The sequence below is a fragment of the Streptomyces sp. PsTaAH-137 genome (assembly GCF_003259365.1).
GTDB lineage: Bacteria > Actinomycetota > Actinomycetes > Streptomycetales > Streptomycetaceae > Streptomyces.
This window is the reverse complement of sequence record NZ_QLLY01000008.1, coordinates 200,604-215,519: the sequence shown is the minus strand read 5'-3', so window position 1 is coordinate 215,519 and position 14,916 is coordinate 200,604. Positions and strand designations below refer to the sequence as shown.

13 protein-coding genes are annotated in these 14,916 nt (G+C 71.8%); 6 read left to right on the top strand and 7 right to left on the bottom strand.

Features of this window, described 5'->3' with window-relative positions; genetic code table 11:
* Window positions 1–156: 156 nt before the first annotated feature.
* The 6 genes from K377_RS19775 to K377_RS19750 form a co-directional block, all read right to left on the bottom strand.
* Window positions 157–1,026, bottom strand: coding sequence for a siderophore-interacting protein (locus K377_RS19775; RefSeq protein ID WP_111664745.1), 870 nt, complete (start codon window positions 1,024–1,026; stop codon window positions 157–159).
* Window positions 1,027–1,030: 4 nt separating this feature from the next.
* Complete coding sequence (locus K377_RS19770; protein ID WP_111664744.1) at window positions 1,031–2,080, bottom strand: ABC transporter substrate-binding protein; 1,050 nt, start codon at window positions 2,078–2,080, stop codon at window positions 1,031–1,033.
* A gap of 167 nt (window positions 2,081–2,247) precedes the next feature.
* A complete protein-coding gene (locus K377_RS19765) occupies window positions 2,248–3,408 on the bottom strand; it encodes an acyl-CoA dehydrogenase family protein (RefSeq protein ID WP_111664743.1) in 1,161 nt (386 codons plus the stop codon).
* 5 nt (window positions 3,409–3,413) lie between these two features.
* Complete coding sequence (locus K377_RS19760) at window positions 3,414–4,346, bottom strand: hydroxymethylglutaryl-CoA lyase (RefSeq protein ID WP_111664879.1); 933 nt, start codon at window positions 4,344–4,346, stop codon at window positions 3,414–3,416.
* A gap of 11 nt (window positions 4,347–4,357) precedes the next feature.
* Window positions 4,358–6,367, bottom strand: coding sequence for a biotin carboxylase N-terminal domain-containing protein (locus tag K377_RS19755; protein WP_111664742.1), 2,010 nt, complete (start codon window positions 6,365–6,367; stop codon window positions 4,358–4,360).
* A 15-nt stretch (window positions 6,368–6,382) separates the two neighbouring features.
* The gene (locus K377_RS19750; protein WP_111664741.1) at window positions 6,383–8,005 is read right to left on the bottom strand and encodes a carboxyl transferase domain-containing protein; all 1,623 of its coding nucleotides are present in this window, start codon (window positions 8,003–8,005) and stop codon (window positions 6,383–6,385) included.
* Window positions 8,006–8,098: 93 nt separating this feature from the next.
* Between K377_RS19750 and K377_RS19745 the strand changes: the two genes are divergently transcribed.
* From K377_RS19745 to K377_RS19730, 4 genes are all read left to right on the top strand, one after another.
* Window positions 8,099–8,698 (top strand): TetR/AcrR family transcriptional regulator, encoded by a 600-nt coding sequence (locus K377_RS19745; RefSeq protein ID WP_111664740.1) that lies wholly within the window; start codon window positions 8,099–8,101, stop codon window positions 8,696–8,698.
* Window positions 8,699–8,802: 104 nt separating this feature from the next.
* Window positions 8,803–9,960, top strand: a complete 1,158-nt coding sequence (locus K377_RS19740; protein WP_111664739.1) for an acyl-CoA dehydrogenase family protein — start codon at window positions 8,803–8,805, stop codon at window positions 9,958–9,960.
* Window positions 9,961–9,995: 35 nt separating this feature from the next.
* Window positions 9,996–10,865, top strand: coding sequence for an acyl-CoA thioesterase II (locus K377_RS19735; RefSeq protein WP_111664738.1), 870 nt, complete (start codon window positions 9,996–9,998; stop codon window positions 10,863–10,865).
* A gap of 44 nt (window positions 10,866–10,909) precedes the next feature.
* A complete protein-coding gene (locus tag K377_RS19730) occupies window positions 10,910–11,887 on the top strand; it encodes a cation diffusion facilitator family transporter (protein WP_111664737.1) in 978 nt (325 codons plus the stop codon).
* Window positions 11,888–12,004: 117 nt separating this feature from the next.
* Here K377_RS19730 and K377_RS19725 read toward each other — a convergent pair whose 3' ends face one another.
* Complete coding sequence (locus tag K377_RS19725; RefSeq protein WP_111664878.1) at window positions 12,005–12,808, bottom strand: phosphatase; 804 nt, start codon at window positions 12,806–12,808, stop codon at window positions 12,005–12,007.
* 128 nt (window positions 12,809–12,936) lie between these two features.
* On the opposite strand from K377_RS19725, the gene K377_RS19720 reads away from it, so the two are divergent.
* Both K377_RS19720 and K377_RS19715 read left to right on the top strand, forming a co-directional pair.
* Window positions 12,937–13,935, top strand: coding sequence for a DMT family transporter (locus tag K377_RS19720; RefSeq protein WP_111664736.1), 999 nt, complete (start codon window positions 12,937–12,939; stop codon window positions 13,933–13,935).
* A 120-nt stretch (window positions 13,936–14,055) separates the two neighbouring features.
* On the top strand, window positions 14,056–14,904 hold the full coding sequence (locus K377_RS19715) for a nitrilase-related carbon-nitrogen hydrolase (protein WP_111664735.1): 849 nt from the start codon (window positions 14,056–14,058) through the stop codon (window positions 14,902–14,904).
* Window positions 14,905–14,916 lie beyond the last annotated feature (12 nt).

The following is a 14,916-nucleotide window of genomic DNA, read 5'->3' as shown; positions in this document are numbered from 1 at the left end:
GTGGGGATGAGGTGGTTCCCGGGTGGGGCAGGAGTGCCGCGGCCATGAGCAGGGGCGGGGCCGCGACGCTTGACTTAGGTTAGCCTAACCTAATTTTGACGTGCGACCCCGCCCCTGTTTCTGGCGGAATGTGCAGTTGTTTGGCGGGTTTTGGGCCTATGCGGCGGCGGCCTCGGCGCGCAGCGCGTCCTCGCTCAGACCGCGCCGCCAGTAGCCGACGAACTTCACCGCGCGCTTGTCGTAGCCGCGCTCGCGCACCAGGTGGCGGCGGAGCTCCTTCATCGCGCCGGACTCGCCGGAGAGCCAGGCGTACGGGCGTGCGGTGTCGGGGAGTTCGGTGGCGCGGATGGCGTCGAGTGCGCTCGGGCACCGCTCGTCGCGGACCAGCCAGTGCACGGTGAGATTGGCCGCGGTGAGGATCGGCTGGATGTCGGCGCGGTGCGGGACCTCCAGCCACACGTGCGCGGAGACGGAGGCGGGCAGCCAGGCCAGGATGCCCAGCGCGGCGGGCAGCGCCGTCTCGTCGCCCCACATCAGGATGTGGTCGAAGTCGGCCGGGGGCTGACAGCGCACCGCGGCGTTGTCGGCGATCGCGGGGCCGAGCACCACGACCTGGTGGCCGGGCGCCGCGGCCTCGGCCCAGCGGCAGGCGGGGCCCGCGGTCGCCGGGTCGTCGTTGTGCAGCACGAAGTCGATGTCGACCTCCTGCGCGGGGTGCCGGCGCTGGCCGCTCAGGGTGTACGAGCGCATGACCGCGCGGACGTCGTCCGGCAGCGCCCGGTACGCGGCGTGCCAGCCGTGGCCGTCGTCGCCCGGGACGATGGGCGGCAGGACGGGGGCGTCCTGGCCCGGCTGCGGCAGGAAGAGGGAGAGGGACTGGTCCCGCCCGCCGCCGTGGAAGTGCTCCAGGTCGGGACCGGTGAAGGTCACCCGGAGCAGCGACGGGCCGAGCCGCCGCGTGCGGACCACTTGCAGATCGAAGAATCGGAAAGGGGCTACAGCGGGGGCTTCGGCCGTCGCGGTCATGGGGTCAGGACACCTTCTTCGCGGTCTCGATCGCCTTGGCGAGGTTCTCCAGGAGCGGGGCGCACTTGTCGTAGGACAGGATCGGCTCGGCGGAGCGGGCGATGACCTGGCCGGCCTTCACCGCGGGCAGCTTCTTCCAGGTGCCCTCTTCGATGGCGTCGGGCTGAATGGCCTGCGCGCGGTCGTCCATCATGATGATGTCGGCCGGGTACTTGTCGACGTTCTCCCAGCTCAGGTTCTCGAACCAGCCGCCGGACGCCTTCTTCGCCTTCTCCGAGGGCTCGACGAAGTTCACGCCGAGGGCCTTGAAGTACTCCAGGTCGATGGAGAGGTTCGTGCCGGACACGTAGAAGATGTCCGCGCTCGCCGAACCGACCAGGACCTTGATGTCGGGGTGGGCCTTGGCGGCCTTGCGCAGCCGGGCCGCGGCGTCCTCGAAGCGCTTCTTCGCCGCGACGACCTTGTCGGCCTTCAGGTCGGCGCCCAGCGACTCGGCCAGCGCGTACATCCGCTCCAGCGGCTTGGTCAGCTGGCGGTCGAAGACCGAGACGCCGATGCTCGGGGCGAGCTTGGCGATCTTGTCCTTGGACTCCTCGGGGACGTACCAGAGGGTGCCCGCGGAGTCGAACATCGTGGTGATCAGCACGTCGGGCGCCAGGCCCGCGTACTTCTCGATGTTGAACTGGCCCCAGGTGTTGCCGATGACCGTGACCTTGTCGACGGGCATGTCGCCGGCCTGCACGTCCGCCTTGCCGCCCTTGACGGTGGTCGGGCCGAAGACGCCCTTGACCTGGATGCCGTAGTCGTAGAGGGCCGCGCCGACGCCGGTGAAGGCGACGATGTTCGCCGGGGTCTTGTCCAGCTTCACGGCCGTGCCGCGGTCGTCCTCGAAGGAGAACGGGCCGGCCTTGTCCGCGGCCTTCGTCGCGTCCGAGCCGCTGTCTTTGGAACCGCTGTCGCTGCCGCAGGCGGCGAGCGCGGCGCCGAGGCCGAGGGCTCCGCCGGCGGCGAGTATGCCGCGGCGGGTGGGGCGGGACAGTCGGGCGTTGGGCATCACGGGCTGCTTTCGGACGTGCCGGAACGTTGGCCGGGCGGGGTCGCAGAACTGAGGGTAGGTTAACCTAAGTTCCTGGCATGTCCAGAGGGCGGGGTCACTTGCGCCCACGGCGACGGGGCCGTGCCCCGGACCCCGCTCCTCAAACGCCGGAGGGGCGTGAACTGCTACGAGGTGAGGCCCAGTTCCCTCGCGATCAGCATCCGCTGCACCTCGCTCGTGCCCTCGCCGATCTCCAGGATCTTGGAGTCCCGCCACATGCGGGCCACCGGGTACTCGTTCATGAAGCCGTAGCCGCCGTGGATCTGGGTCGCCTCCCGGGCGTTGTCCACCGCGATCGTCGACGAGTACAGCTTCGCGAGCGCCGCCTCCTTCTTGAACGGCTCCCCGGACACCAGCCGTGACGCCGCGTCCCGCCAGGCGAGCCGCGCGGTGTACGCCTTCATCTCCATGTCCGCGATCTTGAACTGGATCGCCTGGTAGCCGCCGATGCTCCGCCCGAAGGCGTGGCGCTCCTTGGCGTACTTCACCGACTCGTCGACGCAGCCCTGGGCGAGGCCGGTGGCGAGTGCCGAGATCGCGATCCGGCCCTCGTCGAGGATGCGCAGGAACTGGGCGAAGCCGCGGCCCTCCTCGCCCAGCAGGTTCGCCGCCGGTACGCGGACGTCATCGAAGTGCAGCTCACGCGTGTCCGACGCGTTCCACCCCACCTTCGAGTACGGGGCCGCGACCGTGAAGCCGGGCGTCCCGGACGGCACGATCACCGAGGAGATCAGCGGCTTGCCGTCCGCCGTCCGGCCGGTCACCGCCGTCACCGTGACCAGGCCCGTGATGTCGGTGCCGGAGTTGGTGATGAAGCACTTCGTGCCGTTGATCACCCAGTCGCCGGTCTCCGGGTCGCGGACGGCCGTGGTACGGGTGCCGCCCGCGTCCGAACCCGCCTCCGGCTCGGTCAGGCCGAACGCGCCCAGGACCTCGCCCGCGCACAGCTTCGGCAGCCACTGCCGCTTCTGCTCCTCGGTGCCGAAGAGATGCAGCGGCATCGCGCCCAGCGAGACCCCGGCCTCCAGGGTGATGGCGACGGAGGAGTCGACGCGGGCCAGCTCCTCCAGCGCGATGCCCAGCGCCAGATAGTCGCCGCCCATGCCGCCGTACTCCTCCGGGAACGGCAGCCCGAACAGGCCCATCCGCCCCATTTCGCGCACGATCTCGTACGGGAACTCGTGCCGCTCGTAGTAGTCGCCGATCTTCGGCGCCACGACGTCGTGGGCGAACTCCTCGACGGTGCGCCGCAGTTCCTCGTGCTCGGGGGAGAGGTGGTGATCCATCGCTGTCACTGCTCCTGTGGGGTCGCGGAGAGGGCCCGCACGGTGCGGGAGGGGCTGGGGCGGCCCAGGTGTCCGGCCATCCACCGGCTGGTGTCGGTGAGCAGGCCGAGATCGACGCCGGTCTCGATGCCGAGTCCGCGCAGCATCCAGACCAGGTCCTCGGTGGCGAGATTGCCGGTGGCGCTCTTCGCGTACGGGCAGCCGCCGAGGCCGCCGGCGGACGCGTCGACCGTGGTGACTCCGTGCTGGAGCGCCGCCAGGGTGTTGGCGAGCGCCTGCCCGTACGTGTCGTGGAAGTGCACGCCGATCCGGTCGGTCGGTACGCCCTCCTCGTTCAGCTCCGCGAGCAGGGTCCGCACGTGGCCGGGGGTGGCCACGCCGATCGTGTCGCCGAGGCTCAGCTCGTCGCAGCCCAGGTCCATCAGGGCCTTGGCCGCCGAGACGACCTGGTGGACCGGGACCCGGCCCTCCCACGGGTCGCCGAAGCACATGGAGAGATAGCCGCGCACGTGCGCGCCCGCGTCCTTGGCGCGGGCCACCACCGGCTCGAACATCGCCAGGGACTCGGCGACCGTGCGGTTGAGGTTGGCCTTCGCGAAGGACTCGGTGGCGCTGGCGAACACCGCGATGCGGCTCGCGCCGAGGGCCAGGGCCCGGTCCAGGCCCCTCTCGTTCGGGACCAGGACCGGGAGGCGCACGTCCGGGCCGAGGTCCTGGAGGCCGGGGAACAGGGTCTCCGCGTCCGCCAGTTGGGGCACCCACTTGGGGTGGACGAAGCTGGTGGCCTCGATCGTGGTCAGGCCCGCGCGGGCCAGGCGGTGGATGAACTCCGCCTTGACCTCCGTGGGGACCGTGCTCTTCTCGTTCTGGAGGCCGTCCCGGGGGCCCACCTCGTGGATCCGGACGCGGGTGGGGAGGCCTTCGGCGGGGGTCACCATCGGGAGGGCGGTCACTTTGACTCCGTCTCGCCGTGGGGGCTGCCGGTCTGTGGTGCGTTCTCCGCCGTCGTGGTCGCTCGCGCAGTTCCCCGCGCCCCTTCGGGCGCGATCACTTCGGCGGCGCTGGAAGGGTCGACCACCGCCAGGACCTGGTCCATCGCCACCGTCGTGCCGGGGGAGACGTCCAGCTCCGTGACCGTGCCCGCGTGCGGGGCCGCGATGACGTGTTCCATCTTCATCGCCTCCACCACCAGCAGGCTCTGGCCCGCGGTGACCTCGTCGCCGACCGCCACCTTCACCACCGTCACCGTGCCGGGCATGGGGGCGGTGAGGGAGCCCGCGCCGCCGGAGCCCGCGCCGGTCAGGCTCGCCGCCACCGGGTCGTGGTCCTGCACGTGCCAGGCGTCGCCGTCGCGGGCCAGCCAGTCGCCGGCGGAGGCGGTCAGGCGGGCCGGAGCGGTGGGGGCGCCGTCCACCAGGACCTCGGTGCCGCGCACCCGGACCTCGACCGGGTCGTGGCCGGGAACGCGGACGTGGTGCACGGTCCAGGCCGCTTCGCCCCCGAGCCGCCAGCCGCTCGGCCGGGAGAACGGGTCCGTCCAGCCGTCGCCCGCGGGCGGCGCGAGCCGCTTCTGGCGCAGGACGCCCGCCGCCGCGTACACCTCGGGCGGGACGTCCGCCTCGACCAGCGAGTCGGCCTCGCGCTCGACGAGGCCGGTGTCCAACTCGCCCGCGACGACGGCCGGGTGGGCCAGCAGGCGGCGCAGGAAGCCCGCGTTCGTCGGGACGCCGAGCGTCACCGTCCGCGCCAGCGCGGCCCGCAGCCGGCGCAGCGCCGTGTCCCGGTCGGGGCCGTACGCGATGACCTTCGCCAGCATCGGGTCGTAGAGGGACGAGACCTCGGTGCCCTCGCTGAGGCCGGAGTCGGTGCGCACGCCGTCGCCCGCGGGCTCGTGCAGGGCGAGGACCGTGCCGCCCGAGGGGAGGAACCCGCGCGCCGGGTCCTCGGCGCACAGCCGGGCCTCCACCGCATGCCCGGTCAGCGTGATGTCGGCCTGGGCGAACGGGAGGTGTTCGCCCGCCGCCACCCGGACCTGCCACTCCACCAGGTCCAGGCCCGTGACCAGCTCGGTGACCGGGTGCTCGACCTGGAGGCGGGTGTTCATCTCCATGAAGTAGTACGAGGACGGATCCTCGCCCGGCACGATGAACTCCACCGTGCCCGCGCCGCGGTACCCGCACGAGCGCGCCGCCTCCACGGCCGCCGCGCCCATCGCCTCCCGCGTCGCCTCGTCGAGGAGCACGCTGGGTGCCTCCTCGATGATCTTCTGATGGCGGCGCTGGAGCGAGCACTCGCGCTCGCCGAGGTGCACGACGCCGCCGTGCCCGTCGGCCAGGACCTGGATCTCGATGTGCCGGGGCCGGTCGACCCACCGCTCCACCAGCAGCGTGTCGTCCCCGAAGGAGGCCCGTGCCTCGCGGCGCGCCGCGGCGATCTCCTCCTCCAGGACGGACAGGTCCCGCACCAGGCGCATGCCCTTGCCGCCGCCGCCCGCGGACGGCTTGAGCAGCACGGGCGCGCCCAACTCGTGCGCGGCCCGCGCCAGATCGGGGTCGCGGCCGCCCGGGACCACGGGGACACCGGCCGCCTCGACGGTCTCCTTGGCGCGGATCTTGTCGCCCATCAGCGCGATCGCGTCCGGGGACGGGCCGATGAAGGTCAGGCCCGCGTCCTCGCAGGCCCGCGCGAACGTCGCGTTCTCCGCGAGGAAGCCGTAGCCCGGGTGCACGGCCTGGGCTCCCGTGCGCAGCGCGGCCTCGACGATCCGCTCGACCGAGAGGTAGCTCTCGGTGGCGGGCGGCGGGCCGATGCGCACCGACTCGTCGGCCTCGCGCACGTGCCGGGCGTCCGCGTCGGCGTCGCTGTGGACCGCCACCGAGCGGATGCCGAGCTGCCGCAGCGTACGGATGACGCGGACGGCGATCTCGCCGCGGTTGGCGACCAGGACTGTGTCGAACACTTCCCTAAGCTCCCTTCACATCCGGAAGACGCCGAAGCCGCCGGACTTCTCCGGAAGCGGCGCGTGGGCGCAGGCGGTCAGGGCCAGGCCGAGCACCTGGCGGGTCTCCATGGGGTCGATCACGCCGTCGTCCCAGAGCCGGGCCGTGGCGTAGTACGCGCTCCCCTGGGTGTCGTACTGGGCGCGGATCGGGTCCTTGAACGCCTCTTCGTCGTCCGTGGGCCACTCCTCGCCCCGCGCCTCCAGCTGGTCGCGCTTGACGGTCGCGAGGACCGAGGCGGCCTGCTCGCCGCCCATGACGCTGATCTTCGCGCCGGGCCACATCCACAGGAAGCGGGGCGAGTACGCCCGGCCGCACATCGAGTAGTTGCCCGCGCCGTACGAGCCGCCGACCACCACCGTCAGCTTCGGCACGCGCGTGCAGGCCACGGCCGTGACCATCTTGGCGCCGTGCTTGGCGATGCCGCCCGCCTCGTAGTCCTTGCCGACCATGAAGCCCGAGATGTTCTGAAGGAACACCAGCGGGATGCCGCGCTGGTCGCACAGCTCGATGAAGTGGGCGCCCTTCTGGGCGGATTCGGCGAACAGGATGCCGTTGTTCGCGACGATGCCGACCGGGTGGCCGTGGATCCGGGCGAAGCCGGTGACCAGCGTCTGTCCGAACTCCGACTTGAACTCGGCGAACCGCGAACCGTCCACCACGCGCGCGATGACCTCACGGACGTCGTACGGGGTGCGCGAGTCGACCGGCACCGCGCCGTACAGACCCGCCGGGTCCACCTTCGGCTCGACCGGCGCCGCCACCGACCACGGCAGCGGGCCGCGCTCGGGGAGGGTGGAGACGATCGTGCGGACGATGCGCAGCGCGTGCGCGTCGTCCTCGGCGAGGTGGTCGGTGACGCCCGAGACCCGCGAGTGGACCTCGCCGCCGCCCAGCTCCTCGGCCGTGACGACCTCGCCGGTGGCGGCCTTCACCAGGGGCGGGCCGCCGAGGAAGATCGTGCCCTGATTGCGGACGATCACCGCTTCGTCGCTCATCGCCGGGACGTACGCCCCGCCCGCCGTGCACGAGCCGAGCACCGCCGCGATCTGCGGGATGCCCGCCCCGGACATCCGCGCCTGGTTGTAGAAGATCCGGCCGAAGTGCTCGCGGTCCGGGAAGACCTCGTCCTGCATCGGCAGGAAGGCGCCGCCGGAGTCCACCAGATAGACGCACGGAAGGTGGTTCTCCAGCGCGACCTCCTGGGCGCGCAGATGCTTCTTCACCGTCATCGGGTAGTACGTGCCGCCCTTGACGGTCGCGTCATTGGCGACGATCACGCAGGCGCGGCCCGACACCCGGCCGATGCCGGCGATCACTCCGGCGGCCGGTGCCTGATCCCCGTACATCCCGTCGGCCGCCAGCGGGGCCAGCTCCAGGAACGGGGAGCCCGGGTCGAGCAGGGTGTCCACGCGGTCGCGCGGCAGCAGCTTGCCGCGTGCGGTGTGCCGGGCGCGGGACCGCTCACCGCCGCCGAGCCGGGCGGCCGACAGCTTCTCGCGCAGCTCGGCCGCGAGCGCCCGGTGGGCCGCCTCATTGGCCCGCCAGGCCTCCGACGCGGGATCCGCCGCGCTCGTCAGCTCAGGTGCCTCCTGCATCCTGCGGTCCCCTCACCACGTCACGATGTTAATGACCGTTAACCTGTCGCGTTCAGGTTAACGGTCGCTAACCCCGCTGTCTAGAATTGACGCATGGTCTCCAGAGCCACCAGAACCGATGCCCCCACCCGTCGCGAGCAGATCCTCAAAGAGGCCGCCCGGCTCTTCGCCGAGCGCGGGTTCCACGGCGTCGGGGTCGACGAGATAGGCGCCGCCGTCGGCATCAGCGGGCCCGGTCTCTACCGCCACTTCGCGGGCAAGGACGCGATGCTCGCCGAGCTGCTCGTCGGCATCAGCGGGCAGCTGCTCACCGGCGGCCGTCGCCGGGTGGCCGAGGCCGAGCACGGTCCGGAGGCGCTGCTCGACTCGCTCATCGAGGGGCACATCGACTTCGCCCTCGACGACCGGGACCTGATCACGCTGCACGACCGGGAGCTGGACCGGCTGCGCGACACCGACCGCAAGCTGGTGCGCTCCCTCCAGCGCCAGTACGTGGAGCTGTGGGTGGAGGTCGTCCGCAAGGTCTGCCCCGATCTCGTCGAGCCGCAGGCCCGGGTGGCCGTGCACGCGGTCTTCGGGCTGCTGAACTCCACGCCCCATCTGTCCCGGCCCGGTTCGCTGCCCGGGCGGGAGGCCACGGCGCGGATGTTGCACAAGCTGGCGCGCGGGGCCTTCGCGGCTGCCGCAGAGTGATGTGTATCTCTGGACGCTCCGGTGACCGGCCGGTAACGTGCCTCTGAGCAAGCGCTTAGTAGTCATGCGTAGTAGTCGTAGACGCCGTAGAGGGAGAGTTTTCCGTGCGCCGTACCGTTTTTGATGAGGACCACGAGGCGTTCCGGGAGACCCTGCGCGCCTTCATCGAGGCCGAGGTCGTCCCCCACTACGACGAGTGGTTCCAGGAGGGCATCGTCCCGCGCGAGCTGTACACCAAGCTCGCCGACCTGGGCCTCTTCGGCATCAACGTCCCCGAGGAGTTCGGCGGCGCCGGCCTGGAGACGCACAAGTTCGAGGCCATCCAGTACGAGGAGACCGCTCGCGCGGGCGTCACGTTCGGCGGCTCGGGCGTCCACGTCCTGCTCGCGCTCCCCTACATCAAGATGCTCGGCACCGACGAGCAGAAGAAGCGCTACCTGGAGAAGTTCGTCACCGCCGAGGAGATGTGGGCCCTCGCGATGACCGAGCCGGGCACCGGCTCCGACCTCGCCGGCATGAAGACCACGGCGAAGCTCTCCGAGGACGGCACGCACTACGTCCTCAACGGCTCGAAGACGTTCATCACCGGCGGCGTGCACGCCGACCGCGTCATCGTCTGCGCCCGCACCGCCGCGCCGACCGCCGACGACCGCCGCTTCGGCATCTCCCTCTTCGCCGTCGACACGAAGTCCGAGGGCTACTCGATCGGCCGCAAGCTCGACAAGCTGGGCCTGCGCACCTCCGACACCGCTGAGCTGGCGTTCGTCGACGTGAAGGTGCCCGTCGAGGACCTGCTGGGCGAGGAGAACAAGGGCTTCTACTACCTCGGCCAGAACCTCCCCTCCGAGCGCTGGGGCATCGCCTACGGCGCGTACGCGCAGGCCAAGGCCGCCGTCGCGTTCGCCAAGCAGTACGTGCAGGACCGCACCGTCTTCGGCAAGCCGGTCGCGTCCTTCCAGAACACCAAGTTTGAGCTGGCCGCCTGCCAGGCCGAGGTGGACGCCGCCGAGGCCGTCGCCGACCGCGCCCTGGAGGCCCTCGACGCCGGTGAGCTGACCGCCGCCGAGGCCGCGTCCGCCAAGCTCTTCAACACCGAGGTCGCGCACCGCGTCATCGACCGCTGCCTCCAGCTGCACGGCGGCTACGGGTTCATGAACGAGTACCCGATCGCCCGCCTGTACGCGGACAACCGCGTCAACCGCATCTACGGCGGCACCAGCGAGGTCATGAAGATGATCATCGCGAAGAACATGGGCCTGTAACCCACCGGTCTCGGACGTCGCATACAACTGAGCGCATGAACAAGGCACTTCAGTCCCTCCTCGATCTGCTCGATCTCGAACGGATCGAGGAGGACATCTTCCGGGGCCAGTCCCGGTCCGCCGTCGTCCCCCGGGTCTTCGGCGGACAGGTGGCGGCCCAGGCGCTGGTCGCCGCCGGGCGCACCGTCCCGGCCGACCGGCACGCCCACTCCCTGCACGCGTACTTCCTCGTTGCGGGGGACCCGGGCGCGCCCATCGTCTACACCGTCGACCGGATCAGGGACGGCCGCTCCTTCACCACCCGCCGCGTCGTCGCGATCCAGCACGGGCAGCCGATCTTCCACCTCTCCGCGTCCTTCCAGACGTACGAGGACGGCCTTGAGCACCAGGCCGACATGCCGCCCGCGCCCGACCCCGCCTCGCTGCCGACCGCCGCCGAGATGCTGCCGCGCTACGCCGACGTCCTCGGCGCCGACCGCGTCCGGCGGATGCTCGAAGCGCGCGAGGCCGTCGATCTGCGGTACGCCGACGCGCCGCCGTTCGCCTTCGTGGGCGAGCCGCAGCAGCCGCGCTCGCAGGTCTGGTTCCGCACCGACGGCAAGCTCGCCGACGACCCGCTGCTGCACGTCTGCCTCGCCACCTACGTCTCCGACATGACCCTCCTCGACTCCGTGCTGCTCGCGCACGGGCGCGGCGGCTGGGCCGTCGGCGACGTCGTCGGGGCCTCCCTCGATCACGCCATGTGGTTCCACCGGCCCTTCCGCGCCGACGAATGGCTCCTCTACGACCAGCAGTCGCCGTCCGCCTCCGGTGGCCGGGGCCTCGGTCAGGCCCGCATCTACACCCAGGACGGGCGGCTCGCGATCACCGTGATCCAGGAAGGCGTGGTTCGCGTTCCCCGCTGATCGGACATAAGGTCCCGTACGTGGATGTACGGGACGGTAGTGCGGTGGCGGAGGACGGTTTCGACGACGCGGGGCAGGGCGGTGGGGAGAGCGTCTTCACGGTGCTCGTCGCCACGGCGGCGAACCTCGGCATCGCGATCGCCAAGGTCGTCGCCGGGCTCATCAGCGGCTCCAGCGCCATGCTGTCCGAGGCCGCCCACTCCTTCGCGGACACCGTCACCGAGCTGATGCTGCTCACCTCGCTGAAGCGCGGCGCCAAGCCCGCCGACGAGGACCATCCGCTGGGCCACGGCGGCGAACGGTACGTCTGGGCGCTGCTCGCCGCCGTCGCCACGTTCGTCGGCGGCGCCGTCTTCTCCCTCTACGACGGCATCCACACGCTGATCGCCGGTGAGGACCTGGGCGACCCGCTGGTCTCCTACATCGTGCTCGCCGTCGCCTTCCTGCTGGAGGGCTTCTCGCTGCGTACGGCCGTCAAGCAGGCGCGGGGGGAGGCGGCGCGCTTCAAGGCCCCCATCGGTACGTATCTCAAGCACACGCCCGACACCGCCGTGAAGGCCGTCGTCCTGGAGGACAGCGCCGCGCTCGCCGGTCTGCTGCTGGCCGCCGGGGGGTTGCTGGGCGGGCAGCTGACCGGGTCCGGGGTGTGGGACGGGATCGCTTCGCTGTGCATCGGGGTGCTGCTGCTGTGGGTGGCCTGGGTGCTCGGGCGGTCCAACGCGTCGCTGCTGGTGGGGCGGGCGTTGCCGCGGCCGATGCGCGAGGAGATCCGTACGTTGCTGCTCAGCAGTGAGCACGTCGAGAGTGTGCTGGAGCTGACGACGCTCGTGCAGGGGCCTCAGGAGGCGCTCGTCGCGGCCAAGGTCGATTTCCGGGACGCCTCCACTGCCGCGCAGATCGAGTGGGCCTGTGAGGATGCCGCCCGGCGCCTGCAGGAACGGTATCCCGCCATCCGCCGCGTCTACCTGGACCCGACGCCCGGGTTCGCCCAGCGCCGGGAGGCGGGGTTGGAGCCCTGGTAGCTCTTCGTGTTCCGGGTGCGGCGCCGTCGTGGCTGGTCGCGCAGTTCCCCGCGCCCCTGAAGCGAGCTGCGCTCGCTCAGGGGCGCGGGGAACTGCGCGAGAAGCGGCCACCGGCCGTCAGTCGAGAAGGCCCGCCGACGTGAGGAGGTAGGCCGTCATCGGGTCGTAGTGGCGGGGGCTCGTGACGTGGTCGTCCAAGGGGACCGTCACCTGCATCGTGCCCTCGGCCTCGCCGACGAACAGCGCCGGGTCGTTGCAGTCCGCGTAACCGACGGAGTCGACCCCGCGCTGGGCCGCGCATCCCGCCCACCCGTGGTCGGCGACGACCAGATCGGGCAGCGGACGGCCCTCGCGCTCCAGGCCGTCCAGGATGCGCGTCATCGGGTCCGGCGAGTGCGTGTGCCACAGCGTCGCCCCGCGCTCCAGCATCGCCACGTCAGCGAACTGGAAGACCATGCCCTCCTCGGTGGCGAGACCCTCGGGAATCACCACGATCTCGCAGCCGGCCGCGCGCAGAGCGGCCGCCGTCGCCCGGTGCACATCGAGCAGCCCGCCCGGATGCCCGGTCGCGAACAGCACGCGCTGGCGGTCCTCGGCCGCCTTGCGCAGCCGCGCCGCCATCCGCTCCAGCGCGTCGACCGTCAGCTCCGGGTCGATGGTGTCCTGGCCGTAGCGGTGCTCCGGATCGTCCACGACCCCGCAGCGCTCGGCCATCACCGACAGCACGTCCTGCTCGTCGGTCCAGCGGTCGCCGAGTTCCAGGCCCAGCCAGAAGTGCCGGTCGCCGTTCGCGAGCTTGCGGTAGTGGGAGAGGTTGTTCTCGCGGGGCGTGGCCACGTCGCCCGCGATGCGGGTGCGGACGAGGTGGTCGATCAGGGCGGCGCGGGTCGGACTGTCGCTGGGAATCCCGGGTATCGGCATGGCTCCCATTGTGCCGGGGCCCGCCGGGGGGTGCTGATCGGTTCCGCGGAGTGGGACCAGCGCCACTGCCGCCCGGGTACCGGTTATTTCGGTGCCCGCCGAACGGTTTTCTCCGTACGCTCCCCCGTATGACCCCTCAGGTGACCTCTCCGGATCCACGCCCCGCCGCCCCCGGCCTGCTCACCGTCGGCGCCGTCTGTTTCACCGTGCTCGCCTGGGCCTCCGCCTTCGTCTCCATCCGCAGCGCGGGCGCCGCCTACTCGCCGGGACCGCTGGCCCTGGGGCGGCTGCTCGCCGGGTCGGTGGTGCTGGTCGCGCTGCTGCTGATCCGCCGCGAGGGGCTGCCGCCGCGCGGTGCCCGGCGCGGGATCGTGATCTCGGGCGTGGTCTGGTTCGGCGGGTACATGGTGGCGCTGAACTGGGGCGAACGGCTCGTGGACGCCGGCACCGCCGCGCTCCTCGTGAACGTGGGCCCGATCCTGATGGCGCTGCTCGCCGCCCGGCTGCTCGGCGAGGGGCTGCCGCCGCGGCTGCTCACCGGGATGCTGGTGTCGTTCGCGGGGGCCGTCGTGGTCGGCCTGTCGATGTCGGCCGGATCCTCGGGCTCCGGGGACGTCGAGGGAAGCTCCGGGGAGCTGATCGGGGGCGTCGCGCTGTGCCTGCTCGCCGCCGTGGCGTACGCGGTCGGCGTCGTCTCCCAGAAGCCCGCCCTGTCGTACGGCTCCCCGCTCCAGGTCACCACCTTCGCCTGTCTGATCGGTACGGCGGTCTGCCTGCCGTTCTCCGGACAGCTGGTCTCCGAGGCGGCCGACGCCCCGGTCTCCGCGACGCTCAACATGGTCTACCTCGGCGTCGTGCCCACCGCGCTCGCCTTCACCACCTGGACGTACGCGCTGGCCCGCACGCCCGCCGGGAAGATGGGCGCGACGACGTACGCCGTGCCCGCCATCGTCGTCCTGCTCAGCTGGCTGTTCCTGGACGAGGTGCCCGGCTGGCTGACCCTCCTCGGCGGCGCGCTGTGCCTGGCCGGTGTCGCGGTCTCCCGGTCGCGCGCGCGGGCCCGGGCCGCCGTCCGCGAACCGGAGACCGTTCCCGGCCCCGAGCGGCAGGAGAGCGCCGACTGCTGACCCGCGGTCCGCTACGCCGTGTCCAGGTGAGTGATCGGCATTTGGCCGGATGGGCGGAGACGGGGCGCCGGGGCGCGGGTTAGGGTCCAGCCGTCACCAGTGAGAGGGAAGGGCTCCGCGATGAACGACTCCACGGAGCGGGACGGCCGGCCGATGACCACCGTGGCCTGCGCCCAGCTCGCCCTCGGGGTCGGCGACGTCGCCGAGAACCTGGCCGCCGCCGAGGAGGCGATCGAGGCCGCCGCGCGTGCCGGGGCCCGGGTGGTCGTGCTGCCCGAACTCGCCAACAGCGGTTACGTCTTCGACTCCGTCGCCGAGGCCCGCGCGCTCGCCGAGCCGCTTGACGGGCCGACCGTCACCGCCTGGTCCGCCGCCGCCCGGCGGCACGGGGTCACCCTCGTCGCGGGGCTCGCCGAGCTGGACCCGGACGGGCTCGTCCGTAATTCGGCCGTCGTCATCGACCCCGCCGGGGAGCTGCGCGCCGTCTACCGCAAGGCGCACCTCTTCGGCACCGAGAAGGACTTCTTCGTCCCCGGTGACGAGGCGCCGCCGACCGTCGACATCGACGGGGTCGGGCGGATCGGGGTCATGGTCTGCTACGACCTGGAGTTCCCCGAGTGGGTACGGCTTGCGGGTCTCGCCGGTACCGAGCTGTTGTGCGCGCCGGTGAACTGGCCGCTGTTTCCGCGGCCCGAGGGGGAGCGGCCGGCCGAGGTGACCAAGGCGCAGGCCGCTGCCGCCGGGAACCGGATGTATGTCGCCGTGGCTGATCGGGCCGGGGACGAGCGCGGGGTCGTCTGGACGGGGGGCTCGGTGATCGTCGACCCCGACGGCTTCCCGGTCGCCGGGCGTACGCCTACGGCGGGGTCGGCGTTGTTGTTGGCCTCCTGTGATCTCGGAGAGGCCCGGGACAAGTCCCTGGGCCCCCACAACGACGTCTTCGCGGACCGCCGCCCGGACCTGTACTGAGCCCGGGACGGG

Excerpts from the sequence above, each read along its gene's own strand:
- K377_RS19775 (WP_111664745.1), bottom strand. The coding sequence starts at position 1,026 with ATGACCGCGACGGCCGAAGCCCCCGCTGTAGCCCCTTTCCGATTCTTC.
- K377_RS19770 (WP_111664744.1), bottom strand. The coding sequence starts at position 2,080 with ATGCCCAACGCCCGACTGTCCCGCCCCACCCGCCGCGGCATACTCGCC.
- K377_RS19765 (WP_111664743.1), bottom strand. The coding sequence starts at position 3,408 with ATGGATCACCACCTCTCCCCCGAGCACGAGGAACTGCGGCGCACCGTC.
- K377_RS19760 (WP_111664879.1), bottom strand. The coding sequence starts at position 4,346 with ATGGTGACCCCCGCCGAAGGCCTCCCCACCCGCGTCCGGATCCACGAG.
- K377_RS19750 (WP_111664741.1), bottom strand. The coding sequence starts at position 8,005 with ATGCAGGAGGCACCTGAGCTGACGAGCGCGGCGGATCCCGCGTCGGAG.
- K377_RS19745 (WP_111664740.1), top strand. The coding sequence starts at position 8,099 with ATGGTCTCCAGAGCCACCAGAACCGATGCCCCCACCCGTCGCGAGCAG.
- K377_RS19735 (WP_111664738.1), top strand. The coding sequence starts at position 9,996 with ATGAACAAGGCACTTCAGTCCCTCCTCGATCTGCTCGATCTCGAACGG.
- K377_RS19725 (WP_111664878.1), bottom strand. The coding sequence starts at position 12,808 with ATGCCGATACCCGGGATTCCCAGCGACAGTCCGACCCGCGCCGCCCTG.
- K377_RS19720 (WP_111664736.1), top strand. The coding sequence starts at position 12,937 with ATGACCCCTCAGGTGACCTCTCCGGATCCACGCCCCGCCGCCCCCGGC.
- K377_RS19715 (WP_111664735.1), top strand. The coding sequence starts at position 14,056 with ATGAACGACTCCACGGAGCGGGACGGCCGGCCGATGACCACCGTGGCC.